The sequence below is a fragment of the Stygiolobus sp. CP850M genome, from assembly GCF_037389425.1.
Lineage (GTDB): Archaea > Thermoproteota > Thermoprotei_A > Sulfolobales > Sulfolobaceae > Stygiolobus.
In genome coordinates, this window is sequence record NZ_JBBHKR010000042.1 from 63428 (window position 1) to 89379 (window position 25952).

The following is a 25952-nucleotide window of genomic DNA, read 5'->3' on the forward strand; positions in this document are numbered from 1 at the left end:
ATTCTTTTAAGTTATTTCGAACAAATAGCAAATTATGGTCAAAATTTATTTAGGACCAGCTGGAGTTCCATTATCTTCTAAGAAGAGGAGTACCATAGATGGAATAAGAACCGTAAAGGAGTTAGGACTTAATGCTATGGAAGTGGAGTTCGTCCAAGGAGTTAAAATGAAACCAGAGGCAGCGGAGGAAGCAGGAAAAGTAGCGGAGGAGTTAGGAGTGAGGCTGTCAGTTCATGCACCTTACTTTATAAATTTGTGTTCTGATGATAAGGAGAAAGTGAAGGCTTCTAAGGCAAGAATACTAGATACCGCTGATAGAGCTGAGAGGATGAAAGCGGATGCAATTGCTATTCATATAGCGTTCTACGGTAAGATGAGTCCAGAAGAATGCTATCAGCAAGTCAAATCCGAATTGGGAGAAGTAGTAGATACAGCAAGGTCTCAAGGCATCAAGAACGTAAAGTTCGGGGTAGAAACTATGGCAAAAGAGTCCGCCTTCGGAACAATCGACGAGGTAATATCTATATCCAAGGAAGTTAAGGGAGTTATACCTTATATAGATTGGGCTCACACTTTTGCCAGACAAGGTGGGAAGATAGATTATAGTGAAATTATAGACAGACTTCAAAAAGAACTTAATCTAACTCATATAAATTCGCATTTTGAGTCTCTCGTATTTAGGAACGGTAAGTACGTAGATGAGCATTTACCTATTGATACTGAAGCTCCGCCATTCAGGCCCTTAGCTGAGGAACTTCTTAAGAGGGAGAATTTATCCATTACGTTAATTTGTGAAAGCCCAGAACTAGAGAGAGATGCCTTGAAAATGAAAAAAGTATTAGAAGAGTTAGGTTACAAATTTTCGTGATGGCATATCTTTTCGTATCGGATTACGATAGGACGTTAGCAGATGAAAAAGACGGTTTTGTGATAAGGGAGAATCTAGCGGAGTTCATAAACCATTTCTCATCTAAGTATCCCTTTTTTGTAGTTACCGGAAGAGAAAGAAGGTTCATAAGCAGGCTTGCTCCTACTCTAAAGCCCACGGGTTGGGTTCTGGAGAACGGTGCAATAATACTTTATGGTGGAAAAACTTATATTAACGCACCAAAAAATTGGGCTGAAATCAGAAAAGAAATAATTAAAAGATTAGAAGAGAAGGAGATTAAGTATAGTGTAGGAGAGGTAATTGTATATGTTAATAATATTGATAGTTCCTCTCTTGACTTACATCTGGAGGGCGCAAAAGTAGAATGGAATAGAAACGATGCAATGATATTACCTAAGGATGTCGACAAGGGTAGAGGAGTTTTATTTATTAAAAACCTCCTCAACTTTAAAGGCAAGGTCATAGCTTTAGGAGATAGTCAAAATGATATCCCGTTGTTTAGAGTTGCCGATGTAAAAGTCGCCGTAAGTAATGCGTTACCAGAAATTAAGGAGATAGCGGATGTAGTTCTTGATAAACCAAACGGGCAGGGGATAATTGATTTTCTGAGCAAAATTTTATCCGGTGAGATTTTCCTTTAAAAGATAAAGATCGACAGAAAATTTGTGAGATCTTTCTTTGTGCCACGGATAATAAGGCTTTAGATCATATCTTGAGGTGATAACTTCTACAGTATAGTTCTCAGTCTCAGCTATTCTTCTAATTATCTGACTACTTTTAGGGTTAGACTTATGAATGGTGTATACTACTTTACCTATTTCTAGGGCTTTTTTCAAGAATAAGATATCCGCACCTTTGTTAACTACTCCGAATGGCGGGTTCTGAATTACGGTATCTATCTTGCGAGACAATTTTAGATGCGCCACATCAGCTATTATCGGTTCAAAGTCCAACATGTTTTCTCGGAAAAATTCTTTCGCTACGTAAATTGAGTTGTCGTCAATTTCGATGCACAAGCAGTAGGCACCAAGGATAGATGCTCCAGCACAAAGTCTACCGGTACCACAACCTAAATCGGCTACGAGCTTGTTCTTTTTTATATCACCCCTTAAATATGCAGTCCAGAGTAATGTAGATGCGAGGTTAGATGGTGTAAGATATTGTTCTAACTCATAATTAGGATTAGGATGTGGAGGAACTCGTTCTAGAAAAATTTCTAGTTGTTTTTTATTAATTTTAGTGCTTGTAATAGGTTTTTCACCTTGTTAGCCTTTATATCATCATAAAAGTTGTATCTATCTAAGAGTAATGGGTTAATTCCAGCCCTTAAAGCTCCTACGTAGTCTATTTCGTATATGTCTCCTATATGGAAGATGGGGATTCCGTATTTCTCTTTAGCTATTCTGAAAATTCTCGGGTGGGGCTTCATAATTCCTAGATCACATGATGCGATTATGTCGTCAAGATAATTTATTAGTCCTAAATCATCCACTATCCTATATACGCTACGAGTAGCATTTGTAATCATTATTATTTTATATCCGTCCTTTTTTAGCTCATTAAGAAACGGTTTCACGTCATCAAATAGTTCCCAGTGTCCCGAGAGCAAGGTGAGGTTTTTTAGTTGCTCCAACAAGCATTTTTTAGGTGAGATTTTCAGCTCGTATAATACTTCTCTGAAATTAAGTTCACTTAAACCGCCAAGTACTGGATCTGGAAAATGTTCTCTGCCTAATTGCTTAGATACTGCACGAAAAACTTGTTTCTCCGTCACTTTATATCCTTTCTTAACTAGAAATTCATAGAGCGGTTGATGAAATTTTGGAATAAAACTTACTAACGTTTCTCCCATGTCTACGAAAACGACCTTGCTCATTTTCTATCCCGTCCTCTAACTAGGAATTTGGGAGGTTCAATGTCTTCACTTTTACATCTCGGGCATTTACTTGGTTTCTTTGGCTTTTCCAAGTTGAACGTATACCCGCACCTCCTACACTTTGGTAAGTACACTATTAACTTCATATCCTTTCTCTTAAGGGATTTAGCTATATGTAATAAGTGTTCGTATACTAACTTTTCGCTTTCTATTCCTAATCTCTCTTTAATCTCTTTTGCCGTTAACGGTGAATCTGCGTATTTAAGAAGTATTACTATCTTCTCCCTTGTTGTTAAAAAGTCGAAATCGGTAAACATTACTTAACTAATATTGACTAACTGTGAATATATTTCTTCTACTTTCTTTAATATGTCATTAGGTGTATAATCGTTTGCAAGTGCTAAGGTTGACGCACCTCCAGCTCCCACCCCTTCTTTAACGTAACCGCGTTCGTAGACCTTTAGTCCTTCATACTTTGAGGAGGAAAAGTCCAGCATAGACGCTACAACCGAGACTCCCACTTGTTCAGCCAGGTATTTAATGTCTGAAGAAGGATCCTCTACGATCCATCTTGTTGTGGCAATTGTTACATTACTTAACGTCTCTTTACTTAATTCTTTGATTATTGCTGAGGCTGCAGTCATTTGCGTACCACCAGCGAGTATAACTTCCTTCTTAAATCCTATACTCAAACCGGCTACAGCTATCAACATAGGGTCAGACAATTTACTAATCTTTCCTAGAGTATCCGTAGGCAAGTCTCTTAATGCCTCCATAACTATTTTCCTTTTTAATTCTTTAGGATTTTGGGGAGATGCGGAACTTATCTTATCAAATGCGTCGTATCCTAGTCCCGCTAACACTGCCATAGCCGTGGTTGTTCCTGCAGGGATTGACTCCCCGATAACAAGAAGGTCATAAGACTTTGATAACTCTTCACTTATGATCATACTGTTTTCAAGTATTCTCTGAGCAACCTCTGTCCTTAAAGATCCTTTTCTTATGTCCCCGCCTGGCTCTCCCCCTATATCAATCACTGGGAGTTTTGGTATTACTCTACTTCCAGCATTCACAACTAATTTAGGTATTTTCAATAATTCAAGTGCTGCTCTCGTTATAATTGCTGGTGTTGGAATACCGTCTGGAGTGACTGGTATAGTATTTATGGATTTACACTTACCCAAAATTAAAAACTCTGCATCAGCTGCTGGAGTAAAGTGGGTGAGTTCGGGTGTCGCCCCAGCTACTGTTATCCCCGGTATCAAGCTCATGTCTGTTGTGGCAATTACTAGGACAAATAGCGTTTTTTTCTTCTTAATGTCTTTTAACTTTCCCACTATTTCCTTTATGTATTGCATAATTGATTTTTTGGTGACTTTTCCGAATTTTAATTTGATGGAGAATTTTTGGATGTACTACAGAGGTATTGAGAAAGGCACTAAAGTTACTTACGATGAGTTTATTTTAGATCGCTCACTAAAATCGGAGGTATTAAATTCTATAAAGAATATGTATAACTTAATTAGACAAGAAGTTAATAAAAGGTTCGGAATAGGGGAAAACAGATTAAGTGAGGTTATCTGGGAATTGGCAAAGAGGAAGATTATAAAATCTGAATTAATTCAAGAATATTTAGATGTCTTAGAAGCTATTGAAAAAATAGACATGATAGATGATTTTACTATATACACTATGCTTGTTAGAATTATGGAAGATTTAGAAGAATTATATTTTTCAGTAATAAAGTTTAAAACTGACTAATTCACAGAACACATGTTCGAGGGATAATATCTGCTCAGTCCAATATCATGATCGAAATAAAGAAACTAAAAAGGGAAAAGAACGCTATTATACTCGGACATAATTACATGGATTATGGTGTTCAGTTAGTCTCGGATTTTACAGGTGACTCTTACGACTTAGCAGTGAAGGCTATGAAAACTAATGCAAAAACGATAGTATTTGCTGGAGTTTATTTTATGGCTGAACAAGCTGCTGCATTGAATCCGGATAAAAAAGTACTATCACCCGATCCGAATGCTGGTTGTTCGTTGTCAGATTCTCTAGACGTAGGTACATTAAAGAAATATAAAGAGATTTATCAAGACGCTCCAGTAGTGTTGTATATAAACACGAGTATATACACTAAAGCATTCGCTGACTATATAGTAACTTCCTCTACTGCAGTTAAAGTCGTAAGTAAACTCGACGCTAAGAACATAATTTTCGGTCCAGATGCAAATCTAGCTAACTATGTAGAGCACAAAACCGGTAAGAAATTAATTAAAGTCCCTCCTAACGGAAGATGTATAGTTCATGCAAATTATACCAAAGCAGTTAATATCGATAGCAAGGAAGAAATATCCTAATGCACTTCTTATGGCTCACCCAGAAAGCCCGTTAGAGATTCTTGAGGCAGCTGACTTTGTTGGATCTACTAATCAAATGATAAAATTCGCTAAGGAAAGCCCTAACAAAGAATTCATTGTAGCTACGGAACTGGGAATGATAAATGCATTAAAAATTCAAGTTCCAGATAAGGTATTTTATCCTTTAGTAACCACTGAAGCTTGCGGATGTGCAAGATGCCCTTACATGGCAATGATAACTTTGGAAAAGATTAAGAGATCCCTAGAAGAAGAAGTTTATGAGGTAAAGGTACCTAAGGATGTTGCTGAGAAAGCTAAAGAGGCTTTCGAAAGAACCATTAAGATTCTCGGAGATAATAAATAATATAGTCTATCGCAGATTCTATCTCTTCTAATGTATTGTAGAAATGAGTAGATATTCTTATCCCTTCCCCTCTAGGTGACACGATAATTTTTTTTCTGAGTAAATATTCTGAAGCTTTCCTAGGATTCTTTATCTTGATTACTACTATTCCTGCTTTTTTATTTTCTGGAGTTATAACCTCCAGACCTCTTTCATTAGCTATCTTTATTACGTAGCTAGATAGGTACTGTATTCTTCCAAATATTTCATCTCTGTGTTGGTAAATAATCTCACATGATTTGGCAAGACCTAAATTTGACGCAACATCTATAGTTCCTATCTCGAATCGTCTAGGACCTTTTTCTAGCTCAAACTTTTCTGGGTTAAACTCTAAGAAATTAGATGCACTTTTCCAGCCATAAAACGGTGGATCTTCTAATAGTCCTTCTTTAACATACATGAAGCCTGAACCTTGGGGACTCATTAGCCATTTATACCCACCAGCAACGGCGAAGTCTACATCAAACTTTTTTAAATCTACTTCAGTAGCTCCAGCACTTTGAATTACATCCAATAATACATATGCTCCTACTTGTTTAGCCTCTTTAACTATTCTACTTACATCGACTTTTACACCCGTGCTAAAACTAACGTGACTTAAGCTAATAAGTTTGGTATTTTTATCTACTCTTGAGAGTATATCATCCTCTATTTTTTCCGGGGATACTTTAGCTATTCTTAGCTCGATTTTCTTATTCTTAACTAACTTAAGAAAAGGATAAACTGTTGCTGGAAATTCAACATTATCTGTAACTACGTTTTCACCTTGCTTAAAGGCTAAACCGTGAGCTATTACATTAATCCCATAGGAAGTGTTAGGTATTAAAGAGATTTCCTCACTTTTTGCATTTACTAGTTTACCTATTTTCTCTCTTATGTGATAAAAGTCGTCGGCTTCCTGTTCGTTAACTGCTATCGTCCCCTTAGTCATAACACTTATCAGATATTTGTTAACTTCGAGGTAGACAGAAAGAGGGGTAGGAGATATGGCAGCGTGATTAAGGTATATGTAATGTTGAGTTAAAGGAACTTCATTTCTAAAGTCTTCAATAAAGCCCACTCTTCACTACCTCCTTGATCTCGTTCACTACGTCAGGATCTTCGAGTATGGTAGGATCTACCTCCTTTCCGAGTACGAGATCTCTCAATATTCTTCTTACTACTTTACCGCTTTTAGATTTAGGTAGCCTGTTTACCTCTATAACCTTATCTATTACGTAAATAGGACCTAGAGACTTTCTTGTTTTCTCCCTTATTTTTTCTGGGTCTATATTATTTCCCACCACAAATACGATCATTTTCTCTCCTTTCACTTCATCGGGTACCCCGACGACAGCAACCTCTTTAACCCCGTTTACCTCCATTAGAACATTTTCTACTTCTCCAGTTGTGATTCTATGCCCAGCAATTTTTATCATATCATCGCTTCTACCGACGATCTTCACGTACGGATTATTGATTATTGCAATATCCCCAGTATCATGATACCCGAATCTCGAGAAATAAGAAGCAAATTTCTCGGAGTTGTTTAGTACACCTATGAACTGAGTGGGGAAAGGTGTTTTACAGATTAAGTAACCAGGTTTATCATAAACCGGTTTTCCTTCGTCATCAACAGTCTCTAGCAGTGCCCCAGGGAATGGTACTCCTGCATAACCGGGTTTAGGTTCTACATTTTCTAGGGAGTACGGAATTCCTACTACATAACCAAGTTCGGTCTGTCCATAAACATCAGTGATCCTCTCTGCAAAAGTTTTAGCATACTCCCATGTTTGATCGTCAAAGATTTCCCCTGCAGTAGCTAAGAATTCAACTCTTGGCAATTTTAAGTCGTATTTTCTCAACGTTCTTAGAAGTGTAGGTGATGTAAATAGGACTTTAGGTCTTAATTCATCGATGATTTTTACTAGCCTATTTTTCGGATAATCTGGGGCTCCCTCCATAAACACGAATGTAGAACCGTGGAGCAGAGTTCCGTACATAATTCTTGAAAAAGTGATCCACCCCATATCGGAAGTAGTTAATACTATATCGCCCTGCTTTAGGTCGAACATTAGGTTAAATACAGTATAATCGCCTACCATCCAGGCTCCATGGGGTAATATAATGCCTTTGGGCCTACCAGTAGTCCCTGAAGTATACATTACTTTTAACGGTTCATTACTTTCGATTTTCTCAGCTTCGTTATCTTTATCGCCTTTTTCAACAAGTTCTTTTATCTCTTGAACTTCATTCTTCTCTCTGAAGATCAAATCTCCCTTAATAAATAAGGGGATTTTGTTTCCTCTGCGGACTGTGTAGTTCGCTGTTATTATATAATCAGGCTGAAAATCATCAAGTCTTTTCTTAATAGCCTCTTCTCCTAATCCCGCGAAAATTATCGTGTAAATTCCTCCTACCCACGCCGAAGATAAAACGGATATTATTCCTTGAGGAGTGTTAGGTGTATATATAGCTATCCTAGAGCCTTTTTTAATTCCTTTAGCTCTAAATTCACTGGAGAGCCCCTTAACAGCTCTTTCCAGTTCGTTATATGTAAGCTCTATTTTTTCTCCGTTTTCGCCGTACCAAACTAACGCAGTCCCAGCATGTGAAATCGCATTTAACGCGATATTGGTTTTACCTCCCACAAACCACCTAGCTACGTATTTCCCCTTAGATACTACTGTACTCCACTTGTCAAACCATTTTAACTTTTCAGCGTATTCTTGCCAATACCAATCTGGCTTTTCGAGAGATTTTTGATAAAGGGTAAAGTAGTCCAACTTTTACTCGATCTTAATTTTAGGTATTTTCCATTTATTATCTTTGAATACTTCATAAGGTATGCTGAAACCATGAGCAAATGCTAGATCTTTTATTGAAATGATTACTTCCACGTCTTTAATTTTGTTCACGCTAGAGATTACTCTTTCTAGACTTTTCTTATCTGCATGGTATTCTGCTATATAATAACCGTTATCGAGCTGCGCAATTGTCAGTAAGCTAGGATCGTTTACAATTCTTTTAGACTTTACGTCGAGTATATAATTTGTATTGCCTAAAGTATACATGAAGCCGTGTAAAACTTCTTTTATGTGTTTGTAGTGGTAATTTCTCCAGTAAGGTATTGCGGGATTCACTTGGATATCTGTCAATAAGTTTACGTCATATTTATCTAATTTTAGAAGTTCTTTTGACGGGATTGATATATATACTTGTTTTCTATTACATACCCATTCCTTATTTTCAAAATCGTAACAGTTTTCATCATTGATAAATCTAAAGCTTTGAACAGAAAGACTTATAGAACATTTCATGTTAAGTTTATCAAAAACTTTTTCATAGGTTTGTTTCATTTCGTCAAATACTTCATAACTTGTATAAAAAACAAGCATAAATGAATCATCTTCAATATCTCCTCTGAAAAGGTTTGCTAAAGGTCCAGTTATCTGTTTTGCCTTTTCGTAAGGTATAGTCGATTTCTCACACCATATGACAGCTTTCCATAAGCCCAACTTTTCAGAGTTTATAATGGGAAATACAGTCATCTGATGTTCGTAAAATAAGCTAAGAATCGAATAGTAAACATCATTTACAGGTATCCTGGAAAGAGATGAAATTATATGGGGATTTAATCCCACGAGTCTTATGTATTTTATAAGGTCACTTAGCTTCAACTCTTAGTATTGTTTGTTTGATAAATATATAAAATTTTCTTCAAAATGTATTAAAAGATTAGAAGAAATTTGTTTGTTTTATTTTTCTCTAATCTTAACTATTTTATACCCGCAATAGGGACATTCTGTATATTTTTTCTTAAAAATTCTGCCACAAGCCTCACACTTATATACTACTTTTTTCTTGTTCTTCATCTTAAATCCTAACTTTACGGAGTTAAATTCTATATTGAGATACAATAGTACGTTTTGTACGCTTAGATCGTCGGTAAATACTACTGAGGGTCTTAATTCGTGTGCTAGCGCAATCACGCTGATATCCGTTTGTGATAATTCACTTTCCTTTATTTGATGTAAAGTCTTGATGACGTAATCCACTGATTCTTTAGAAGGAGATTGTATAATTATTTTTCCTGAATTAATAGATAAATTCAATAAATTTACTGAATTTGAATCTCTTACTTCTTCTATTACGTCAGGTGTTGTATAAACTAAGGGAAATAAGTTCTCAAGTCCAGCCAGAAAACCCGCTGTATCGAATATTATCCTTTTCATTACAAGTAACCTAAGTCAATTCTTTTATAGAAACGTAGAATTTTAGCTTTTCTTTCATGTTCGGTAATTATAGCCTCCTCATCTTCCCCACTCCTTAAATACCCTACTACTTCACCATCTACTATTATTTTAGCTATTTGAGGGCGTCCTTTATCTTCTAACTTAATAGTGACTTTCTCCTTCATAGGGATAATGATATTATGCATATCTGGAACTATACAGTTCATAAAAGTAATTTCAATACCGTTCACACCTTTATGAAGTAGAGTTCTTGTAGCTGAATAACTCCAAGCCCAGCTTCCTTGAGGAGTAGAAACCAATACACCGTCTCCTTCAAATATGATTTTCTTTTCTCCCACACTGACACTGCCTAGAATAGTCTCAGGGTTATCAAATAATATAGCTACTTCGTTGAATGCCACGGCTCTAGTCTGTTTGGTCCTCAAGTTTAACATCTCATACTCATCTACTATATAATCACCGTTTTTTAGCCTAGTCAAAACATCTTTTACGTTTTCTGGATTTATATCTAATAAGGCTGATCTTCTACCGAACTTGATTCCTATAACTGGGGAGTTTAATTTGACAGCTTTAAGTAGTGTACCATCACCGCCTATTACAACCACAAGATCGTGGTTATTACCTTCGGTTATTTTAAATCCCATTTCTTCTGCTAATTTCTTAACTTTTTCACTAAATTCAATAGCATCTGGCGAGTTTTTTGTAAGTATTTTGAGTAACATCAACGTTAGTTATGATACTCCTTTAAGATAATAACATTTACCGTGAAGACTTTACTTTCGTTAATTAGCTCGACTTCACCATCGTAATTTATTAACCTAACCTTGTAAATCTTTTGTTTTATTCCCTTATATTTTACACTTATCCAGCTGTTTACTCCGGTCGTCATTATTGTGGTCTTACCATGAAGTCTTATTGTTACACGTTCTCCAGGCTTGAGTGTGATGGTTGTCTTCTCATGATTCTCGCCTACATATTCAATTGCCGCTATCATAATTTTTCTATAATAGTAGAACCATCCGCGCATTAATAGGATAAATCCTAAAGATAAAGCTAATAAGAGAAGTCCCAGTAACAGATACATATTAATCTCTCATTATAAATCTGTGTAAAGGTTTAAATAGTATAAACAAAATGAAAAAACGGGGATTTAATTTTGGCAGAATTTGACATGGTAGTTATTGGCGGAGGCCCAGTAGGTCTATATGCTACTTTTTATGCAGGATTAAGGGATATGAAGGTTGCTCTTATAGATGCACAAGATGAGTTAGGGGGACAGCTTGTCACTTTATATCCTGAAAAGATGGTTTATGATGTTGGAGGTTTTCCTGGTATATTAGCATACGATTTAGCTCAAAATCTAATCGAACAAGCTAAGATGTTCTCTCCAGAAGTAAGAGTAAAAGAGTGGGCTGACACTCTTCAGAGGGCTAACGATAATATGTGGATAGTAAAGACTGACAAAGGGACGGAATTTAAGACAAAAACAGTGTTAATTGCAGCTGGAATTGGAAAAATAACCCCCACTAGGCTAGGTGCTAAGGGTGAGGTAGAATACGAGAATAAAGGAGTTTATTACACTGTTAGGAGGAAGAAGGACTTTGAGGGTAAGAGAGTACTGATTGTAGGAGGTGGAGACTCGGCGGTTGATTGGGCCTTAACCCTAGCACCTATGGCTAAGTCCGTGACGTTAATTCACAGGAGAGATCAGTTTAGGGCTCACGAAAGGAGCGTAAAGCAGCTATATCAAGTCGCCACAGTCTATACTTGGCACGAGTTAAAGGAAGTTCAAGGCGACGGTAATAAGGTTACTCACGCTGTAATTTTTGACAACAGAACAAAGGAGGAGAAAGTGTTAGATGTAGACGCTGTCATTATTAGCATAGGACACAAAGGAGACTTAGGTAACATGCTAAAGTGGGGACTTAATATGAAAGGAAGGGATATAATAACTAACGCAAAGATGGAAACCAATTTGCCTGGAGTATATGCTGCGGGTGATATCGCGAGCCAAGAAGGTGCACCAAAGCTGGCTCTAATTGCAGTTGGTTTCGGACAAGCTGCTATAGCTGTAAGCGTAGCTAAAAAGTACGTGGATCCAAATGCGTCATTATTTGCGGGACATAGCTCTGAGATGGATAAGTTTAAGAAGTAATTTCCTATTTCTCCCTTTGTTTGTAACTCTACTTTTTTAGCTTTCTTCTTCTTTAATCAATTTTAGTCTTGACAAGCAAAAGGACTACCCCTAAACTGAACGAGATTATAAAAGGAGTCAGAAGTTACTACATAATCGGAGACATCGCACTAGTCTCTCCAAAAGAAGAAGTTAACAAAGAGGAATTAGCCAAAGCGTTGATGAAGATAAACCCTCGTATAAAATCAGTTTTTATTCGTAAGAAAGTCACGGGAGAATTGAGAGTTAATGAACTAGTATTCGCTGGTGGTGAGTACAAGACTACTACTGTTTACAAGGAGAGTGGTCTTAGATTCATAGTTGATATTTCAAAAGTTTATGTTAACGTGTCTTTATCTTCCGAAAGAGACAAACTCGAAAAAGAAGTAGAGTGTAAAAAGGTATTAGCGGATCTGTTTACAAGTTATGGTGCAATAGCTATACATTTAGCTAGGAAATGCAACTACGTAATTGCTGGAGACTTAAATATCGATGGTCTGTATCTTTTGAAGGAGTCTTTAAACCTCAACAAATTAAAGGGGAACATAGATATAGTGCAATACGACGCTTATTACTTACCCTTTAGGGATAAGAGCGTAGATATAGGAGTTGCTGATAATCCTACTATGATTGAATCCTTTAAGAGCGAAGTGTGTAGAGTATGTAAGGAGGCAATTTTTTACATTTTATGTAAGTCTAAGGACGAAGCTACTCAAAAACTAGGTGAAGCTGATTGGGTAAGAGTTAACGATTATTCTAAGGATCTCTTCATTTTTAAGGGGAGAGTTAGATGTGATAATGAAAAGAGTTAGGTCTGAACCCTGTTGTAATTTCTTAATTATTCTTCTGTCTATGTCTTTCGCAGATTTGTCAGCGTTTAACATAATTGTACTGTCTGAGATGAAGGTAGATTTCCTGATTATTATTTTATTAGGATTGGTTAGTTGCAACTGACTTGACCCTCTACCCGAAACAATGTCGTATATTCCATTTACGACAATAACGGCATATATATAACTAGTATCCCTCCTAATCTCGTCCTTGACCCTTTCGTCGAGTTGAGAAGCTCCCTTGTCTGCGTTTATTCCTATTATGCAATCTCCCCTAGGGGTTAGAAAGCTATCTTTAGTAACTTCTAAAGTAGTTTTGTGGGTAGCTTTAACGTTATAATGTCCTTTAGCCTTAATTACGTCAATCATTTTTCTTAGCTAGTATAAATGTATAACCTCTTATTTCTATCAGCTTTGCGTTAGCCCTCTCAGCTATTAATCTAGCAAATTCTCTTCTGTCTTCTACTTCTATTCCTATTTTCACTTTTACTACTTTGTGTTCATCTAGCCTTCGTTTTATTTCTTTAACCACTTCTTCAGTAACTCCTTTCTTTCCTATTCTAACATCGGCGTGGCTAGCTTTAGCTTCCTTTATCAGTCTTTTTAATGGGGTATCTTCTGACCCAACCACAGTATATACATGTTCTAACTATAACTTTATTTTTTATCCTCCTACGCTCTGTTAGTCCCGGAATTAAAGGCACGAAACACTTTCTACAAATTTTTCTCTTGTAGATTAATGGAAGCTTAAATCTGAATTTACTTGAATATGTTAATGCCAATCGTACATATCTTCTCGCTAGTTCTATATCTCCTTCTTTTACAATTTGCTCAGCCATGTCAATAAGTTCTAAAGCTCTCTTCCTATGTTCTTTTACTACTTTTATTTTCATCAACATTGATCTTCATTTGTGAGTAAAATTAATCTCATCTTATTGGACTCGTCCCTTGAACTGATACCAAGAGACATCTTATCTCATCCAGCAGTCATAGTAAACGCTAAGAAAAGAGGAAAGGATCCGCATTACATGATCTTAGACAAATCACTTCATTACAGTGCAATGGCTAAGCTTAAGGACAAAGAGAAAAGGGGTAGACCGGACATTGTTCACTTATCACTGCTGAATTTCTTGTATTTGGAGCACGAGATAAAAGGTGAAGTCTTCGTACACACAATAGACGGGAAAATAATCAGTGTGAGAAACGATACTAGAATACCTAAGAACTACGAAAGGTTCGTGAGCTTAGTGGAACAGTTGCTAAGATATGGTAAAGTTCCGGTAGATTCGGATAAGCCTTTTATGGAGATTACAAGTGAGAGTTTAGGTTCTCTAAAAAATAAGTATAAGCTAGCAGTCCTTTCTGAAAATGGAGAAAAAGTATCTTTGAAGAAGATTTGCGAGCTAGGTGAAAATTGGTTAATAGGTGTTGGAGCGTTTCCTCATGGAGACTTCTCCGAAGAAGTAAAGGTAAATGCAGATGTTTTTTACTCAATTAGTGATAGAGTTTTAGAAGCACATCAGGTAATATGTAGACTATCATCTGCTTGTCTCTTATTTCTTGGATTCCTTAGAATTTGAAGCATCGAGTATTTTAGCTTTAACTAAAATTATTCCGCCTGGTGTAGGGTTTAAGGATATTACCTCAAATCCATACTCTTCAAGAATCTTCTTAAGGATTATTGAGGCACAAGTAGTAGATTCCAGCCCGAAACCTGTACCCGTTATTCTAATATCAATTGTTTCACCATTTTGTTTTATTGCAATGTCCTTTACTGGAATAAGTTCTTTAATTTTTTCATAAAGCTCAACTAGATCGGATAGGTTGCTAGCTTTAGTCTTTAGGTAGGATGCTAACTGGATTCCAGTTATCTCACATACCTCTGATGCCTTATTTTTATCATATTCGTAGGCTAGCTTAACTATATTTTCCAAGTACCATACCGTAACTGGAACTATTTCTAAGTCTTTTACGGTCTTGTAGTACTCGACTAAAGAGTTTAAAGTCTCAGAATCTCCTCCCTCTTTTAAGATCTCTAGGATCGCTCTCAGAGCCAAGTTAGTGATAGCATACATTGTATAGCCTTTCTTTTTGACCTCTTGTTCTAACTCCTCTATTAACTCAGCATCTGCAGCTAGGTTCGCCCTTGGCAACTAATTATCACAATAATTTAATTTTAAAAAGTGTGTTAAATAGCTTATCTTTATATAATTTTATTAAGAATGCGGCGTGAATAATGCTATATCCATTAGTACAAACAATATAAGCAAAATTACAAAACCACCTAAATACCAGTTATCGTATTTAAATAGAGCTTTTATCAAATCACTGAAAGAATTAATTTCTACCTCTTCTTTTTTACTCTCAGCCATAAACGATCCCAATATTTTATTTAACTTTTAACTAATAAATTTTAGTTAAATGAAGAGAAGGAAGTCTAATTAACAGTGTTTTTATTTAATAAAAGTCTCATTATTGTGTAAATATCTCATTTTTAAGTTTTTAATAAACTATTACTAAGTTGTAAGGTCCATTATAAGTGGAAGAAAGATTGTTCATCGTCACTGTTATTATGTCCAGTCCTAAATCCCTAAATATCTTGTGAAGTTCATCAGATTTCGATTTTTCTTTCATAAGAACTTTTTTATCATTAACTAGAAATGACATATCTTCATTTTCTGCAATTATTATATTTTTGTAGTATAATTTAAGGAAGCTTTTTAGGTCAGTCGTATACTTGAAATGGTAATTGTTTCCGGTAAACTCATAAACATCAACTCTGCTCCTTTCAAAAATCTTTTTGTTTATTAGGACCCTATCTTTTTCTAGAAATCTAATGAAATTAAATATAGGTAATTTGTCATTATTATTATCAAGGTATACTTCACCTAAAGTTGTGTATCTTAGTTTGAATAGTTTAGAAAGACCCTCTACGTTAGTTGAACCTCCTAATTGAGCTATAAGTAAATTATTTAATTTATCTATGATTATATCATCAAAATTTAGTAAAGATGGTGGATAATCAGCCATTAGTGGCTCTTGGTTTATTTCCTTTTTTAAAGAATAATACAAAAATCTTATCTCACATTTACTAGTAGAAATAGATGGAAATCCTATCACTGGAATTTTATCTATTAACGCGTATCTATGTAACCACATTAATTCTCCTCTTATTTTTTTAGAGAATACCCTAAGCTTAGGTACTTTTCTATTCTCGTTTTCTGATATAATTACAGTGGGATTAAGAATGAAAAGGTTGCATAAATCTTCCTTGTCCAAAGACAGTATTGATTTCTCTAATTTCTTTTCCTCGATTTTTCCTTCTCCAATTGTAGGTATTGACGTATAAACTAACTCGACTAGTTTTTCCCTTTCTACGATATTACAAACGTCTTTTACCTCTCCTAACTCTTTTAGTTTTTCTAAGAAATTTTCGTATTCTAACTTAGCTCTTACAGGGTTAACAAAGTCTTCCAATCCAAAGTCGAAAGGATTTAATGACACTAGTTCCCATCTTCTAGGGTTAAAAACTAAAAATCTCATTATTGGTGATTATCTAATTAGATAAACGCATATAAAACTAATTCCTATTATTATAGACAGTGATGTTTGCTCATGCTCACCTAATTCGACAAATGAGGGTCTTTGGCGATAATTATGATTTGTTAGCCTATACCCTTGGGGCCAGAAAGGATGATATTATTAAGCTTATAACTAGTATGAAAAAGAATCTATATTTAACGCCGATAATTAAATTTGAAGGCTTTTCGCTGTGTAAAGGGTTACATAACAAGAGCAAAATTTTGAGGATTAGCATTAAGGGTAGGAAAGCACTAATCGAAGAGAATGAACTGAAAATTAAGGAGATTAGGAATTACTCAGGAAAACCTGATGAGTACGATCTTGAATTGGATACATGGAACCCTAACTTCAATAAAAGGGCAGATTATATCAGAGTAGAACCTACCGAATTCGATGAGAATAGAGGGTTAAAAGAAGGGGATAATACGAGGGTGATAGATGTAAAAGGGTACATAGTAGACTACGGGAAGAGAGACTTTTTTGTAGATTTGATAACACCTGATGAAGAAGTTCTCAATGAACTTGAATATTTTCCTTTTATAAGGGTAGCATATGAGCTTGAAGATTTGGAAGGATTAAGCCTACATTTAGTAGAATTGTATGTACCAGAAAGTTATCTGAATTTAGTTATAAAAAGCATTGATTATATGTGTAGAATAACACTATGTGAAAAAATAATTAGCTTTTCGTCATTAAAGGGAGGCTAAATTATATCAAGGTTTATCACTTTAGGTAGTATTCCTCTTTCGGCAGTGAGTTTATAGAAAGTCTCTAAGCCCCTCTTTACGTCCGCTAAAGGTACGTTATATTCTTGAATATCAGCCCATATGGTCTTTCTAATAATTTCTTCTTCTATATTTTCATTATGAGCTTCTCTCATGATTTCGGCATCTTTCTTTATAATTTCGTCCAAATGTTTTTCTGCATAAGCTTTACTCTTTAGATAGGCTTCTTTGAACTTTATAGCTATATCCTTACCTAGATCTTTATTCACTACTACCATTCCCATAGGCATGGGAGCGTTTCCAGCAACTTGCTTCCATAGCTCCCACATGCTAGCAATTCTGTGTACTTTGATCCCTAACTTCTCTAAGGCATACATCATTTTCAGTTCATGTACAGCAACTAATACATCTCCTTCTTTACCTAATCCTTTTATTTCATCAAGGACTTTTTTAATTATAACAAGCTTTCTATACTTACCTATAAGCAGCTTGTACAAGGTATAGGCTGTTGTATTATGGCCATGCACTATAACTCTGGAATTCTTTAAGTCTTCTAGGGTTAAAGGCGACGTAGATAAAATGGGCATTCCGGTTATCCCGTCTATGGCTGAAGCTACGGCTTCCCCTATCACGTAATAATCTTGCTGAATATAAGGATACATTGCAGCAGATGGTACAGCTACATCTACATCTTTTTTCAAAACCTTCTCGTTAGTATCTTGTACGGTAGTAATCACTTCGAATTCTAAGTTAATCCCCTCGGGCTTTACTTTACCCTCAATTAATGGTATAAATGGGTATAGGTCTCCTGAGTCTGCTAATGGTCCAACTTTTATTGTTACCATGACCAAATTCTTTGCTAGTGTGAATAAAAATGTTTGTTGCGGTAGGTTCTACAAACAAGGCAAAGGTAGAGGCTGTCAAGGAAGCTCTCAGAATTATAGGTATGAAAGCTGAAGTTAAAGCCGTAAAAGTAGATCCGGAAGTACCTCCTCAACCAGTTTGCAATCAAACTTTTGTAGGTGCTAAAACTAGGGCTTACAAAGCGTTAAGACACACACATGCTGATATTGGAATAGGAATAGAGGGCGGTGTATTTTATTATGAAAATAGAATGTTGGCCTATGCAGTGGTTTATGCAGCAAGTAAAAAAGGGATAGAGAACTTCGCGTTTTCAGCATCTTTTCCTTTACCTCTCTCAATGACTTCGCTTTTAGTCGAAGGAAAGGAGTTAGGTGAGGTTACGGATATTATATTCTCTACGAAAGAGAGTAAACAGAGTGAAGGGGCAATTGGGTACTTAACTAAAATGCATATAACTCGTAAAGATCTTTACGTTCAACCTGTTGTGATAGCCTTATATCCTTTTTACAACAATGTAGATTAATGGCAAATAAAAAGAGAGTTCTAATACTAGGAGCTGGATTTGCGGGCTTGACTATTGCTCACCGATTGAGGGAAAATATTCCAGATAAAGCTGACGTTATAGTTATTTCAGAATCGGATCGAGTTTACGACAATACAATATTTCCAGCTCTGCTTACAGACGATGTAAAAATTGAAAACACGTATTTTCTTGCATCTCAAAAATTACCGCCAAGAGGCATTGAGTTCATTGAAAGTAAGGTCTTAGAAATACGACCGGAATCTAATGAAGTAAAGACAGATAAAGGCACATTTGATTATGACTACTTAGTTGTCGCTCTAGGCGGAGCTTATGAAGAAAACTTCAATAAAATTAAGGGTCATGAAAACGCATTTATGCATCACACACTTGAGGGATTTTTAGGTATAAAAAAGGTTGTAGAAGAAAAAGATGAAATAAACGCATTCGTAGGTAATGCAATGAACAGCCCTATCGAAGGTCCCTCCTATCAAGTTGCCTTTATACTGGAATATCTGGGTAGAAAACTGGGAAAGAGGGTAACAGTATATCTAGGTACGCAAAGCCCTAAAGGTATGTTCGGGATATTACCGGTAGATTGGATCCCAAAACAAGTGAATGCATATGCTGAAAAAAGAGGGATTAAGTTAATAAAAGGAGTTTATGTTAAGGAGATCTCTAGAAACAAAGTTTTGTTAAGTAACGGAAACGAGATTGATACTAACTTAATTTCCGTTCTTCCTACACTCTCCGCACCCGAAATAGCAAAAAAAGCTGGGTTAACAGACGAATCTGGGTTTATCTCAGTGGAACATCCCACTTTTAGATCTACTAAATTTAGGAATATATTCGCAGTCGGCGATTCTGCAAAAGGTATGATCCCGGCAAAGACCGGAAGAGCGGCTATGATATCATCTGAAAATGCAGCCGCTACAATTGTAAAGGAGCTTAGTGGTAGAACTCTACCTTATTATGCACAAGGAGTCATATGTATGATGCATGCCGGAGATTATTCAGGGATGTTGATATTCGATGTAAATAAATATGTTAAGAAAATAGACTTTAGGTGGGGCTCAATGTACAAATATCTCAAGAAGTTATATTCTGCAATGTTAATATCGTCTGCATTCAGTGTACCATACCACATGGCGTTACCATATTACAATTAATTTTTTGAAATCAATAAAATACATCTCCCTTAACTAGCTTTGAAAAGAGGATACCAAGTTCAGGCAGTTTTACAGTATCATGCTCATTAGGTCTAGGAACCGTTGATAAGTAAACACCGTAGGCTTCATGTTTTCCGTCCTTAGGTTCTCCATAAGGTGAGAATATTATGAAATCCTGAACTCTATTTATTATTTCTTTAACGAAGCCGTCAATCTCTCTATAGATCTCACACTTATCTATGCTCCCGTTATTTACTAAGAACCTGTCTAGAGCTGTCACATCTGCTATTACTGGGTTTTCATCTATGTTTTTAAATATAGCTTCTTTAACTTTGTTTAGTTCGTCCTTTATGGGTACAGTCTTGTCATAAGGTAATTTAACCTCTCCATAGGTAGGATTAGTTATAGGTATATTAATTGCAACTGCCTTAGTAATCTTGATTAACTTCAAATTAGGGAGAGAAGATAGAAAACCGCTTTCGTTGATATCATCTGTCATTTCTAAAATGCTAAGCCATGCAGGAGTAGGGTGGTTGTTCTTGTTCTTATTAGCCACTACTCCCCTGAAAGTACTACTGAAGAGCATCAATAAAGTTCTAGGATTACATTTCATAAAACTTGAATAACTCAACCCATCAATTCCTAAAAGCAACGGTTTCATATTATTCACCTAGCAATGCCTTAATTCTTGTCTCTATCTCTTCTCTAGGAACTGCTCCCAGCAATTCATCTACTGGTTCTCCGTTCTTGAAGAATATAACTGTAGGTAAGCTCATTACTCCATATCTGGCTGAGATATCTGGATTCTCATCGCTGTTAATTTTTCCGAAACCTACTTGTGGGTAATCGTGTGCTAGCTCTTCAATTATAGGTGCTAATATAAGGCAAGGAGCGCACCACTCAGCCCAAAAGTCTACAACAGCAACCTTATGTGAGTTTATGAAAGAGTCAAAGTTACTGGAATCAAGATGTGCTACTGGCTCTCTCCTCTGCTCTTCTTTTTTAGATGCTACTTTAGCTAGCTTCTTAGCTTTTTCCTCCAAAAGCTTCTGTAACTCAGGATCATTTTCCTCGTTCATAACTATCCAGATACTGTTTTCCTCGTACTTTAAAAAGTTTATTTTGTTTAATTTCTAAAAACGATGTTATGGTTGAAATTATCATAGTAGGTGGAGGAATTGTAGGTGCCGTCGTTGCTGATAAGCTTCAAGATATGAACAAAGATGTAAAGATTATAGAAAAAGAACGTAAAGTTAAACAGCTTAACTCAAACCGAAGCGTATGGTCTATTATACCACCATTATGCGGGGACTTAATGGAAAAGTGTTTATCTTCAATAGATTATTATGTCCAGCTATCACATAAGTACGGTGTTATATACAAGGAAATGAGTGTTATATCAGATAAACAGATAGGAAGAGAAATTTCGATGAATAAATTGAAAGAGATGGAACCCGATATTACTGTACCTGAGAGTACAAAAATGTACATCTACGAAAGGGCTCTTTATTTAGATGGAGAGAAACTTTTAGAAAAGGTAACGAAAAGTGTTATGATAAATGAGGAAGTGAACGGATACGAGATTAAGGATAACAAGATAACGAAATTACACCTTTCGTCAGGAGAGAATATTTCGGTGAACGGGAACGTTATTTTCTCTACCGGTTATCTCACTATAAAACTTTTTAGTATCAAAGATCTCGAGGTCTATAAGGGTCATTTGATCTCGAGTTCTTCTTCCTTCACTTTAAATAATATCTTGTTTTACAAAGGTAAGATATTCTTAAAGAGAAGAGGTTCAGAAGTTATTATCAGTTCGGATGCAGAGAAAACCACAGATAATAAGATAAACTATGAGAAAGTAAAAGATGCGGTGAATACAGTTAACTCCATCTATCCATTGAGTCATCAGATTTTAGTTAGCGTAGGTTTCAGGACAGCTTCGAGCAGCAAAAAGTACGTTATTGAAAAAATTGCTGAAAACGCGCTAGTTATTACTGGATTTAGATTTGGGTTTGCAATGGCTCCCTTTATTGTGGATGAGGCTTTAGGTCTTCTAAAGAGTGGGTCGTCATGAGAGTAAACTTCTTAATATCTACAAAAGACCCTGTAGGAATTACGATTAAAAAACTAGGGTATAGGTTTGATGAAATAGAAGATGATGTGATAGATTTCAGGTACGACAAGGGAGACGTTATTGTTATATTTTCACGTCATGAGAGCTCGTCTAAGACTCCTTCATTAACTGTTCATTACCCTGGAAATCCGGGGTCTAATGCTTTTGGAGGAGAACCTTTTAAACTAGGGATAGCCTTTCCTAAATTATTATCCTCAATTTTTAGAGAGATATTAACTTTACCCGTGGATATCCAAAAGGCTATTGAAGCTACTCATCATGGTCCCACGTATCAGACTCATCCGGTGATCTTTGTGGAGATAGGTAGCGATACAAACTACTGGCAGAACGAGAACCTTGTAAAAATGATGGTTGAGGCTACCTTAAGAGGTGTAGACAAGTTCGATCAAACCGTATGTGAAGAGATCATTGCGGGAGTAGGAGGGACTCACTATACACCTTATTTTTCGAAGATAAGTACGTCTAAATGTATAGGGCATGTTGTATCCAAATATTACTTAAATGAGATAAACCAAGAGGTTGTGAGGCAAGTTATCATGAATTCCGTTGAGAAAGTAGATAAAATAATATTCGATAACGTTAATTCTTCTATTAAGAATAAAATTATAGAGTATATAAAATGGATCAACAGTAATATAAAATTAGAGTCTAGATAAGATTTCAGTTGTTAAAATAGGAGTTCCGATACAGATTATCTTGCAGTTTTTTGCATTCTCGTCATTGCATTTGACTATACTTATACTTGCATTTGGTAGTGAGATTCCCCAAGAACCAATGTCGTCTAAATCTATAAGATATGAGAGAAAAGCCCTAATCGGGTCGTAATGACTCACGGCGATAATTGTTCCTTCCTCTTTCTTAATAATATCTTCTACAAAGCTAACTATCCTCTTCATCAAGATCTCCCATGGCTCTAGTCCTTTAGCCGAGATTTCTCTTTTGTAAACTTTTACTCTCCAGTTATTGATTTCGTCAATTCTAAAGTTATTCAATTCGCCTAATTCCCTCTCTCTTAATCTATCATCTATGATTGGCACTAATCCTAACTCCTCTCCTATTATCGATGCAGTTTGGTAAGCCCTTAGTATAGGACTACTATAAAGTCTCGTTACTGTTGGGATTTTCCTTAACTCTTTAGCGGTCTCTTTAGCCTGTTGTCTACCTTCGTCAGTCAACGGGTATCTATTTATATCGTCAGAAAGAATTCTTTGAACGTTTGAGACTGATTGGGCATGTCGAATAAACACTATAACAACCATGTTAAAGAGTTTTTACATGCTGATTATAAAAAATTGTTTTTGAATAATTTTCGATAAATTGCCCCTTGTCAAAATAATAATAAAGTTTATCAGAGACGTATAGTCAATAAGATCTTATGGAGACAAAAGTAGGAATTATAGGAAATAAGGTAATCCACGTCATAAGAGATACTGATCCTATATCACTAGCAGCAAAAGAGCTTAGAGAACATAACATAGGTGCACTTGTAGTAATAGATAATAATAATAAGATAGTAGGAATATTCACAGAAAGGGATCTAATTAAAGTAGTTGCTGATGGCAGGACTGATGCAAAAGTGTCTGATTACATGACTAGAAATGTAATAGGAGTTACAGAAGACACAGATATAGTAGACGCACTAGAAGTTATGCTGGATAATGGTTTTAGACATCTGCCGATTTTAAGTAAAGACGGAAAGATAACTGGATTAGTGAGTATAAGAGATTTAGTGAAAGCTTTATTAGACCCTCATGTTTTTCAATTTAAAAAAGAGGCTTCGGAAGTCAAGGGTTCTGGTTATATATGTCCAGTCTGTGGAATAGAAATTGATGAATTCGGATATTGTGGTTGTGGCACCGGCTCTGGATAAATTTTATTAGTATAGTATTCATTTTTTATCTAATGATAATATTCTATGCGATCGGTGAAAGAGATAGGGCAAAGGAGCTTGTAAAAATTATTACTAAAACTAGATGGAAAACAGTATCTAAACATGCCATAAAAATTGCTAGTTCATCAATAGGTGCTTCTATAGTTTTATTCAAGCCTACAAAAGCAGGTCTAGCAGTAGCATTATGGTTAAAGCAAAAAGCCGAAGAGTTGGGTATGATGGCGATGGTAGGTTGGTTCACGCAAATCGAGAATATACCGCCTGAGGTGGAGGAAGCGATAAAAACTGATTTAAATAAGCTCTTAATGAAGGAGTTGGACGTTCCTTGGTCACCTGAGATTAATGTAAAAAATCTGTAAAAATACTTATTAATCAAAAATATAAATTTAAGTTAAAATAAATATTTTCTAAATCAGAGTTAAGAGAAAGGTACTAATTAACCCGTTATCTGATTCGGCTCAAGTAATTTCTCGTTCCTGAATTGTACGGTATCGTTACTCTTAGTTATTATCGTATAGTCCACTATGCCGGAAAGGTACTTCTGAATCTTCTCAAATCTTCTCTGGTCAAATGTCATAAATGACTCATCAATTATGAAGAACGGACTCTTGAAATACTCTTTCAATCCTATCAATACTAATACCAATGCTATTGCAGTCTTCTCTGAAGTAGACAGTTTCTTCAAATCCATCTTCACATTGTCCTTCTTTATTACTATTCTATATTTCTCATCTATTTCAGCTGTATAATTAAATTCAAGATCCCTCATTAAAGAGTTAGCCAGGTTGCTAAAAGTGTCCTTCACTACAGTTAGTCTTCTAATGTATTCCTTATCTAGAGTAGAAATTTGATCTTCTATATCCTTTATATTCTTTCTGAAGCTTTGTAGTTCTTCCATAATTCTTTTAGGTATGCCTATTCTTTGTAGCTCTAACTCTATATTGCTCCTTTGTTGCTGAAGCTCTTTTATACGTTTATCAAGTTCACTTTCTCCACTTAAGCTTAAGTCTTTGGTGTCAAGCTCCTCTATTTTTTCCTTCAGTTCTCTAATTTGTCTCTGCAATGTTTCAATAGATTTTTGTATCTCACCTATCTCTAGTTTATACGTTTCTAGTTCATTTTGCTTATTAGTTAATTGTTGTTCATATTTCTCTATTTCTTTTACTTTATTAGTAATTGTATTAATCCTGCTTTGTAAGTTGTTTATTTCCTTTGTTATCTCGTCCCTTTGTCTAGTTACTTCTGTTAGTTCTTTCTTTATGGTATCTAATCTCTCCTTCCAAATTGAAGGATTTACTTCATGTCCACAAACGTAACATACGGCTAAATGTCTCTCATCAGCCTCTTTTATTTCATCTAGTACTCTCCCAAGCATTCTGTAGTCTACGTCTAGGTTATACTTTTTTGAGTTAAGATTTTGTAACTTTGCGTTAAGTTCTTCTATCTCTTTTAATAAATTCTCTTTAGAAATAGAGTTCAGATTCTTTTTAAGTTCTTCTATCTCTCTCTCAATTCTTTTTGCTTTAGCTTCCTTTTCTCTCAATTCTTTTTGCCTTACTTCAAGTCTTTTTTCTAAGTCTTCTAATCTATTCTTCTTAGTTATCCTGATACTATTTTCAGTGTTTATTCTTATACTCTCTCTATCTTTTTCTAGTTTCTCTAACTGTTGATTTATTGCCTCTAATTGTTTCATATAATTTTCAGCTTCATTATATTTCTTTTGATATTCTTCATATGTTGCTTTTATTTCTCCCAGTTTATATTGTAAGTTTTCTTTTTTCTTCTTAATCTCATCAATTTTTGATGCCGCAGATATAAACCACTCTATGTTCTCGTCTCCGACTAATATTCTTGCTACTAACGGGTTCTCGGGTGAGAAATACGACAGTAGTAATGCATTTTTATCATCCATATACAGTTTTTTCTCTTCCTCTATCCTATTCTTAATTCTCTTAAATCTTCTGTAATATAATTTGCCGTCTATTTCAGCTTCGACATATCCTTCATCACTAAAAACATTCAGCAGATCCTCCGCTGTTATCTCCGATGTTAACAACGAAATCAAAGCTCTCGCTAACGATGTTTTACCATATGCATTAGGCGCTTCGTATATAGATATGCCCTTCTTTATAGAGAGATAAAGTTCTCTGCTAATACCGCCTACATTATAAAGCCTAACTTGCATTAATCATAATACGTGATACTCACCTTAAAAATATTTTGATTAAACTAATAGGGATATTAAGGTTTAGGCTAATTCTAATGACATTTATATCTCTCTGGAAAGAA

General features: G+C 35.5%; 34 protein-coding genes and 1 pseudogene. 14 read left to right on the forward strand and 21 right to left on the reverse strand.

The genetic code is table 11. From position 1 onward, the window contains the following. Positions 1-34: 34 nt before the first annotated feature. Positions 35-868, forward strand: coding sequence for a deoxyribonuclease IV (locus tag WIW89_RS02760; protein WP_337700885.1), 834 nt, complete (start codon positions 35-37; stop codon positions 866-868). Beyond that, a complete protein-coding gene (locus tag WIW89_RS02765) occupies positions 868-1530 on the forward strand; it encodes a phosphoglycolate phosphatase (RefSeq protein ID WP_337719675.1) in 663 nt (220 codons plus the stop codon). Before WIW89_RS02760 ends, WIW89_RS02765 begins: the two co-directional genes overlap by 1 nt. Here the strand turns inward: WIW89_RS02765 and WIW89_RS02770 are convergent. Genes WIW89_RS02770 through cobT form a run of 4 tightly spaced genes read right to left on the reverse strand, consistent with a single transcriptional unit; the run spans position 1507 to position 4123 of the window. Then, positions 1507-2139, reverse strand: a complete 633-nt coding sequence (locus WIW89_RS02770) for an METTL5 family protein (RefSeq protein ID WP_337719789.1) — start codon at positions 2137-2139, stop codon at positions 1507-1509. The genes WIW89_RS02765 and WIW89_RS02770 overlap by 24 nt on opposite strands. After that, entirely contained in the window at positions 2106-2765 is a 660-nt protein-coding gene (locus WIW89_RS02775) for an HAD family hydrolase (RefSeq protein WP_337719676.1), read from the reverse strand. Before WIW89_RS02775 ends, WIW89_RS02770 begins: the two co-directional genes overlap by 34 nt. Next, entirely contained in the window at positions 2762-3082 is a 321-nt protein-coding gene (locus WIW89_RS02780; protein WP_337719677.1) for a transcriptional regulator, read from the reverse strand. Before WIW89_RS02780 ends, WIW89_RS02775 begins: the two co-directional genes overlap by 4 nt. Before the next feature lie 3 nt (positions 3083-3085). Then, a complete protein-coding gene (gene cobT, locus WIW89_RS02785) occupies positions 3086-4123 on the reverse strand; it encodes a nicotinate mononucleotide-dependent phosphoribosyltransferase CobT (RefSeq protein WP_337719678.1) in 1038 nt (345 codons plus the stop codon). Between the two features lie 52 nt (positions 4124-4175). On the opposite strand from cobT, the gene WIW89_RS02790 reads away from it, so the two are divergent. Both WIW89_RS02790 and nadA read left to right on the forward strand, forming a co-directional pair. Further along, positions 4176-4526: a hypothetical protein gene (locus tag WIW89_RS02790; protein WP_337719679.1), complete on the forward strand. Its 351-nt coding sequence runs from the start codon at positions 4176-4178 to the stop codon at positions 4524-4526. Between the two features lie 47 nt (positions 4527-4573). After that, positions 4574-5498 (forward strand): annotated as a pseudogene (gene nadA, locus WIW89_RS02795) (quinolinate synthase NadA). On the opposite strand, the gene WIW89_RS02800 reads toward nadA, so the two are convergent. The 6 genes from WIW89_RS02800 to WIW89_RS02825 all read right to left on the reverse strand — a co-directional run bounded on the left by WIW89_RS02800 (position 5473) and on the right by WIW89_RS02825 (position 10856). Then, the gene (locus WIW89_RS02800; RefSeq protein WP_337719680.1) at positions 5473-6597 is read right to left on the reverse strand and encodes an aminotransferase class V-fold PLP-dependent enzyme; all 1125 of its coding nucleotides are present in this window, start codon (positions 6595-6597) and stop codon (positions 5473-5475) included. The pseudogene nadA and the gene WIW89_RS02800 sit on opposite strands and share 26 nt — an antisense overlap. Then, positions 6584-8302 carry an AMP-binding protein gene (locus WIW89_RS02805; RefSeq protein WP_337719681.1) on the reverse strand — a complete coding sequence of 573 codons (1719 nt, stop codon included), beginning with the start codon at positions 8300-8302 and terminating at the stop codon, positions 6584-6586. Before WIW89_RS02805 ends, WIW89_RS02800 begins: the two co-directional genes overlap by 14 nt. A gap of 3 nt (positions 8303-8305) precedes the next feature. Next, positions 8306-9196 carry a hypothetical protein gene (locus tag WIW89_RS02810; protein ID WP_337700867.1) on the reverse strand — a complete coding sequence of 297 codons (891 nt, stop codon included), beginning with the start codon at positions 9194-9196 and terminating at the stop codon, positions 8306-8308. 78 nt (positions 9197-9274) lie between these two features. Next, the gene (locus tag WIW89_RS02815) at positions 9275-9751 is read right to left on the reverse strand and encodes an NOB1 family endonuclease (protein ID WP_337700865.1); all 477 of its coding nucleotides are present in this window, start codon (positions 9749-9751) and stop codon (positions 9275-9277) included. After that, positions 9751-10494 (reverse strand): NAD(+)/NADH kinase, encoded by a 744-nt coding sequence (locus tag WIW89_RS02820; RefSeq protein WP_337700863.1) that lies wholly within the window; start codon positions 10492-10494, stop codon positions 9751-9753. The genes WIW89_RS02815 and WIW89_RS02820 overlap by 1 nt, the downstream gene beginning before the upstream one ends. 5 nt (positions 10495-10499) lie before the next feature. Next, positions 10500-10856, reverse strand: coding sequence for a hypothetical protein (locus WIW89_RS02825; protein WP_337700861.1), 357 nt, complete (start codon positions 10854-10856; stop codon positions 10500-10502). Positions 10857-10943: 87 nt separating this feature from the next. Here WIW89_RS02825 and WIW89_RS02830 point away from each other — a divergent pair, with 87 nt between their 5' ends. Both WIW89_RS02830 and WIW89_RS02835 read left to right on the forward strand, forming a co-directional pair. Continuing rightward, the gene (locus WIW89_RS02830; RefSeq protein ID WP_443294976.1) at positions 10944-11927 is read left to right on the forward strand and encodes an NAD(P)/FAD-dependent oxidoreductase; all 984 of its coding nucleotides are present in this window, start codon (positions 10944-10946) and stop codon (positions 11925-11927) included. A 68-nt stretch (positions 11928-11995) separates the two neighbouring features. Beyond that, on the forward strand, positions 11996-12757 hold the full coding sequence (locus WIW89_RS02835; protein ID WP_337719682.1) for a methyltransferase domain-containing protein: 762 nt from the start codon (positions 11996-11998) through the stop codon (positions 12755-12757). Here WIW89_RS02835 and WIW89_RS02840 read toward each other — a convergent pair. The 3 genes from WIW89_RS02840 to WIW89_RS02850 are packed head-to-tail and all read right to left on the reverse strand — an operon-like array spanning position 12665 to position 13668. Then, positions 12665-13144: a DUF371 domain-containing protein gene (locus WIW89_RS02840; RefSeq protein WP_156007609.1), complete on the reverse strand. Its 480-nt coding sequence runs from the start codon at positions 13142-13144 to the stop codon at positions 12665-12667. The two genes, WIW89_RS02835 and WIW89_RS02840, sit on opposite strands and share 93 nt — an antisense overlap. Continuing rightward, entirely contained in the window at positions 13137-13406 is a 270-nt protein-coding gene (locus WIW89_RS02845) for a YhbY family RNA-binding protein (RefSeq protein ID WP_337719683.1), read from the reverse strand. Before WIW89_RS02845 ends, WIW89_RS02840 begins: the two co-directional genes overlap by 8 nt. Continuing rightward, positions 13357-13668 (reverse strand): ribonuclease P protein component 4, encoded by a 312-nt coding sequence (locus WIW89_RS02850; RefSeq protein ID WP_337700849.1) that lies wholly within the window; start codon positions 13666-13668, stop codon positions 13357-13359. The genes WIW89_RS02845 and WIW89_RS02850 overlap by 50 nt, the downstream gene beginning before the upstream one ends. Before the next feature lie 27 nt (positions 13669-13695). Between WIW89_RS02850 and WIW89_RS02855 the strand changes: the two genes are divergently transcribed. Beyond that, positions 13696-14355 carry a 16S rRNA methyltransferase gene (locus WIW89_RS02855; protein WP_337719790.1) on the forward strand — a complete coding sequence of 220 codons (660 nt, stop codon included), beginning with the start codon at positions 13696-13698 and terminating at the stop codon, positions 14353-14355. On the opposite strand, the gene WIW89_RS02860 is transcribed toward WIW89_RS02855, so the two are convergent. The 3 genes from WIW89_RS02860 to WIW89_RS02870 form a co-directional block, all read right to left on the reverse strand. Continuing rightward, positions 14329-14928: a hypothetical protein gene (locus tag WIW89_RS02860; protein WP_337700847.1), complete on the reverse strand. Its 600-nt coding sequence runs from the start codon at positions 14926-14928 to the stop codon at positions 14329-14331. The two genes, WIW89_RS02855 and WIW89_RS02860, sit on opposite strands and share 27 nt — an antisense overlap. Before the next feature lie 63 nt (positions 14929-14991). Further along, positions 14992-15147 carry a hypothetical protein gene (locus tag WIW89_RS02865; RefSeq protein WP_196770238.1) on the reverse strand — a complete coding sequence of 52 codons (156 nt, stop codon included), beginning with the start codon at positions 15145-15147 and terminating at the stop codon, positions 14992-14994. Between the two features lie 130 nt (positions 15148-15277). Continuing rightward, entirely contained in the window at positions 15278-16279 is a 1002-nt protein-coding gene (locus WIW89_RS02870) for a hypothetical protein (protein ID WP_337719684.1), read from the reverse strand. A gap of 215 nt (positions 16280-16494) precedes the next feature. Here WIW89_RS02870 and WIW89_RS02875 point away from each other — a divergent pair, with 215 nt between their 5' ends. After that, positions 16495-17064 (forward strand): hypothetical protein, encoded by a 570-nt coding sequence (locus WIW89_RS02875; protein ID WP_337719685.1) that lies wholly within the window; start codon positions 16495-16497, stop codon positions 17062-17064. Here the strand turns inward: WIW89_RS02875 and WIW89_RS02880 are convergent. Continuing rightward, positions 17061-17927, reverse strand: coding sequence for a menaquinone biosynthesis family protein (locus WIW89_RS02880; protein WP_156007615.1), 867 nt, complete (start codon positions 17925-17927; stop codon positions 17061-17063). The two genes, WIW89_RS02875 and WIW89_RS02880, sit on opposite strands and share 4 nt — an antisense overlap. 29 nt (positions 17928-17956) lie before the next feature. On the opposite strand from WIW89_RS02880, the gene WIW89_RS02885 reads away from it, so the two are divergent. Together WIW89_RS02885 and WIW89_RS02890 are read left to right on the forward strand one after the other, a co-directional pair. Then, complete coding sequence (locus WIW89_RS02885) at positions 17957-18469, forward strand: inosine/xanthosine triphosphatase (RefSeq protein WP_337700840.1); 513 nt, start codon at positions 17957-17959, stop codon at positions 18467-18469. Further along, a complete protein-coding gene (locus tag WIW89_RS02890) occupies positions 18469-19635 on the forward strand; it encodes an NAD(P)/FAD-dependent oxidoreductase (RefSeq protein WP_337719686.1) in 1167 nt (388 codons plus the stop codon). Before WIW89_RS02885 ends, WIW89_RS02890 begins: the two co-directional genes overlap by 1 nt. A gap of 10 nt (positions 19636-19645) precedes the next feature. Here WIW89_RS02890 and WIW89_RS02895 read toward each other — a convergent pair whose 3' ends face one another. Beyond that, a complete protein-coding gene (locus tag WIW89_RS02895; RefSeq protein ID WP_337719687.1) occupies positions 19646-20296 on the reverse strand; it encodes a hypothetical protein in 651 nt (216 codons plus the stop codon). Position 20297: 1 nt separating this feature from the next. Beyond that, positions 20298-20714, reverse strand: coding sequence for a thioredoxin (trxA, locus tag WIW89_RS02900; protein ID WP_337719688.1), 417 nt, complete (start codon positions 20712-20714; stop codon positions 20298-20300). 68 nt (positions 20715-20782) lie between these two features. Here trxA and WIW89_RS02905 point away from each other — a divergent pair, with 68 nt between their 5' ends. Together WIW89_RS02905 and WIW89_RS02910 are read left to right on the forward strand one after the other, a co-directional pair. After that, positions 20783-21712 carry an FAD-dependent oxidoreductase gene (locus WIW89_RS02905; protein WP_337719689.1) on the forward strand — a complete coding sequence of 310 codons (930 nt, stop codon included), beginning with the start codon at positions 20783-20785 and terminating at the stop codon, positions 21710-21712. Continuing rightward, positions 21709-22428, forward strand: a complete 720-nt coding sequence (locus WIW89_RS02910) for a D-aminoacyl-tRNA deacylase (RefSeq protein WP_337719690.1) — start codon at positions 21709-21711, stop codon at positions 22426-22428. Before WIW89_RS02905 ends, WIW89_RS02910 begins: the two co-directional genes overlap by 4 nt. Here the strand turns inward: WIW89_RS02910 and WIW89_RS02915 are convergent. Continuing rightward, entirely contained in the window at positions 22414-23031 is a 618-nt protein-coding gene (locus WIW89_RS02915; protein ID WP_337719691.1) for a 2,3-diphosphoglycerate-dependent phosphoglycerate mutase, read from the reverse strand. The genes WIW89_RS02910 and WIW89_RS02915 overlap by 15 nt on opposite strands. Positions 23032-23147: 116 nt before the next feature. On the opposite strand from WIW89_RS02915, the gene WIW89_RS02920 reads away from it, so the two are divergent. Both WIW89_RS02920 and WIW89_RS02925 read left to right on the forward strand, forming a co-directional pair. Continuing rightward, positions 23148-23642 carry a CBS domain-containing protein gene (locus tag WIW89_RS02920; protein ID WP_337700833.1) on the forward strand — a complete coding sequence of 165 codons (495 nt, stop codon included), beginning with the start codon at positions 23148-23150 and terminating at the stop codon, positions 23640-23642. A gap of 32 nt (positions 23643-23674) precedes the next feature. After that, a complete protein-coding gene (locus WIW89_RS02925) occupies positions 23675-24022 on the forward strand; it encodes a hypothetical protein (RefSeq protein WP_337700832.1) in 348 nt (115 codons plus the stop codon). 77 nt (positions 24023-24099) lie between these two features. On the opposite strand, the gene WIW89_RS02930 is transcribed toward WIW89_RS02925, so the two are convergent. After that, entirely contained in the window at positions 24100-25848 is a 1749-nt protein-coding gene (locus WIW89_RS02930; protein ID WP_337700830.1) for an archaea-specific SMC-related protein, read from the reverse strand. Between the last annotated feature and the right edge of the window lie 104 nt (positions 25849-25952).

What these genes read in the sequence shown, in the direction of transcription:
- WIW89_RS02760 (WP_337700885.1), top strand. Translation starts at nt 35, where the DNA reads ATGGTCAAAATTTATTTAGGACCAGCTGGAGTTCCATTATCTTCTAAG.
- WIW89_RS02765 (WP_337719675.1), top strand. Translation starts at nt 868, where the DNA reads ATGGCATATCTTTTCGTATCGGATTACGATAGGACGTTAGCAGATGAA.
- WIW89_RS02775 (WP_337719676.1), bottom strand. Translation starts at nt 2,765, where the DNA reads ATGAGCAAGGTCGTTTTCGTAGACATGGGAGAAACGTTAGTAAGTTTT.
- WIW89_RS02780 (WP_337719677.1), bottom strand. Translation starts at nt 3,082, where the DNA reads ATGTTTACCGATTTCGACTTTTTAACAACAAGGGAGAAGATAGTAATA.
- cobT (WP_337719678.1), bottom strand. Translation starts at nt 4,123, where the DNA reads ATGCAATACATAAAGGAAATAGTGGGAAAGTTAAAAGACATTAAGAAG.
- WIW89_RS02790 (WP_337719679.1), top strand. Translation starts at nt 4,176, where the DNA reads ATGTACTACAGAGGTATTGAGAAAGGCACTAAAGTTACTTACGATGAG.
- WIW89_RS02815 (WP_337700865.1), bottom strand. Translation starts at nt 9,751, where the DNA reads ATGAAAAGGATAATATTCGATACAGCGGGTTTTCTGGCTGGACTTGAG.
- WIW89_RS02820 (WP_337700863.1), bottom strand. Translation starts at nt 10,494, where the DNA reads ATGTTACTCAAAATACTTACAAAAAACTCGCCAGATGCTATTGAATTT.
- WIW89_RS02825 (WP_337700861.1), bottom strand. Translation starts at nt 10,856, where the DNA reads ATGTATCTGTTACTGGGACTTCTCTTATTAGCTTTATCTTTAGGATTT.
- WIW89_RS02830 (WP_443294976.1), top strand. Translation starts at nt 10,944, where the DNA reads ATGGTAGTTATTGGCGGAGGCCCAGTAGGTCTATATGCTACTTTTTAT.
- WIW89_RS02840 (WP_156007609.1), bottom strand. Translation starts at nt 13,144, where the DNA reads ATGATTGACGTAATTAAGGCTAAAGGACATTATAACGTTAAAGCTACC.
- WIW89_RS02850 (WP_337700849.1), bottom strand. Translation starts at nt 13,668, where the DNA reads ATGAAAATAAAAGTAGTAAAAGAACATAGGAAGAGAGCTTTAGAACTT.
- WIW89_RS02865 (WP_196770238.1), bottom strand. Translation starts at nt 15,147, where the DNA reads ATGGCTGAGAGTAAAAAAGAAGAGGTAGAAATTAATTCTTTCAGTGAT.
- WIW89_RS02875 (WP_337719685.1), top strand. Translation starts at nt 16,495, where the DNA reads ATGAAAAAGAATCTATATTTAACGCCGATAATTAAATTTGAAGGCTTT.
- WIW89_RS02880 (WP_156007615.1), bottom strand. Translation starts at nt 17,927, where the DNA reads ATGGTAACAATAAAAGTTGGACCATTAGCAGACTCAGGAGACCTATAC.
- WIW89_RS02885 (WP_337700840.1), top strand. Translation starts at nt 17,957, where the DNA reads ATGTTTGTTGCGGTAGGTTCTACAAACAAGGCAAAGGTAGAGGCTGTC.
- WIW89_RS02890 (WP_337719686.1), top strand. Translation starts at nt 18,469, where the DNA reads ATGGCAAATAAAAAGAGAGTTCTAATACTAGGAGCTGGATTTGCGGGC.
- WIW89_RS02895 (WP_337719687.1), bottom strand. Translation starts at nt 20,296, where the DNA reads ATGAAACCGTTGCTTTTAGGAATTGATGGGTTGAGTTATTCAAGTTTT.
- trxA (WP_337719688.1), bottom strand. Translation starts at nt 20,714, where the DNA reads ATGAACGAGGAAAATGATCCTGAGTTACAGAAGCTTTTGGAGGAAAAA.
- WIW89_RS02905 (WP_337719689.1), top strand. Translation starts at nt 20,783, where the DNA reads ATGGTTGAAATTATCATAGTAGGTGGAGGAATTGTAGGTGCCGTCGTT.
- WIW89_RS02910 (WP_337719690.1), top strand. Translation starts at nt 21,709, where the DNA reads ATGAGAGTAAACTTCTTAATATCTACAAAAGACCCTGTAGGAATTACG.
- WIW89_RS02915 (WP_337719691.1), bottom strand. Translation starts at nt 23,031, where the DNA reads ATGGTTGTTATAGTGTTTATTCGACATGCCCAATCAGTCTCAAACGTT.
- WIW89_RS02920 (WP_337700833.1), top strand. Translation starts at nt 23,148, where the DNA reads ATGGAGACAAAAGTAGGAATTATAGGAAATAAGGTAATCCACGTCATA.
- WIW89_RS02925 (WP_337700832.1), top strand. Translation starts at nt 23,675, where the DNA reads ATGATAATATTCTATGCGATCGGTGAAAGAGATAGGGCAAAGGAGCTT.
- WIW89_RS02930 (WP_337700830.1), bottom strand. Translation starts at nt 25,848, where the DNA reads ATGCAAGTTAGGCTTTATAATGTAGGCGGTATTAGCAGAGAACTTTAT.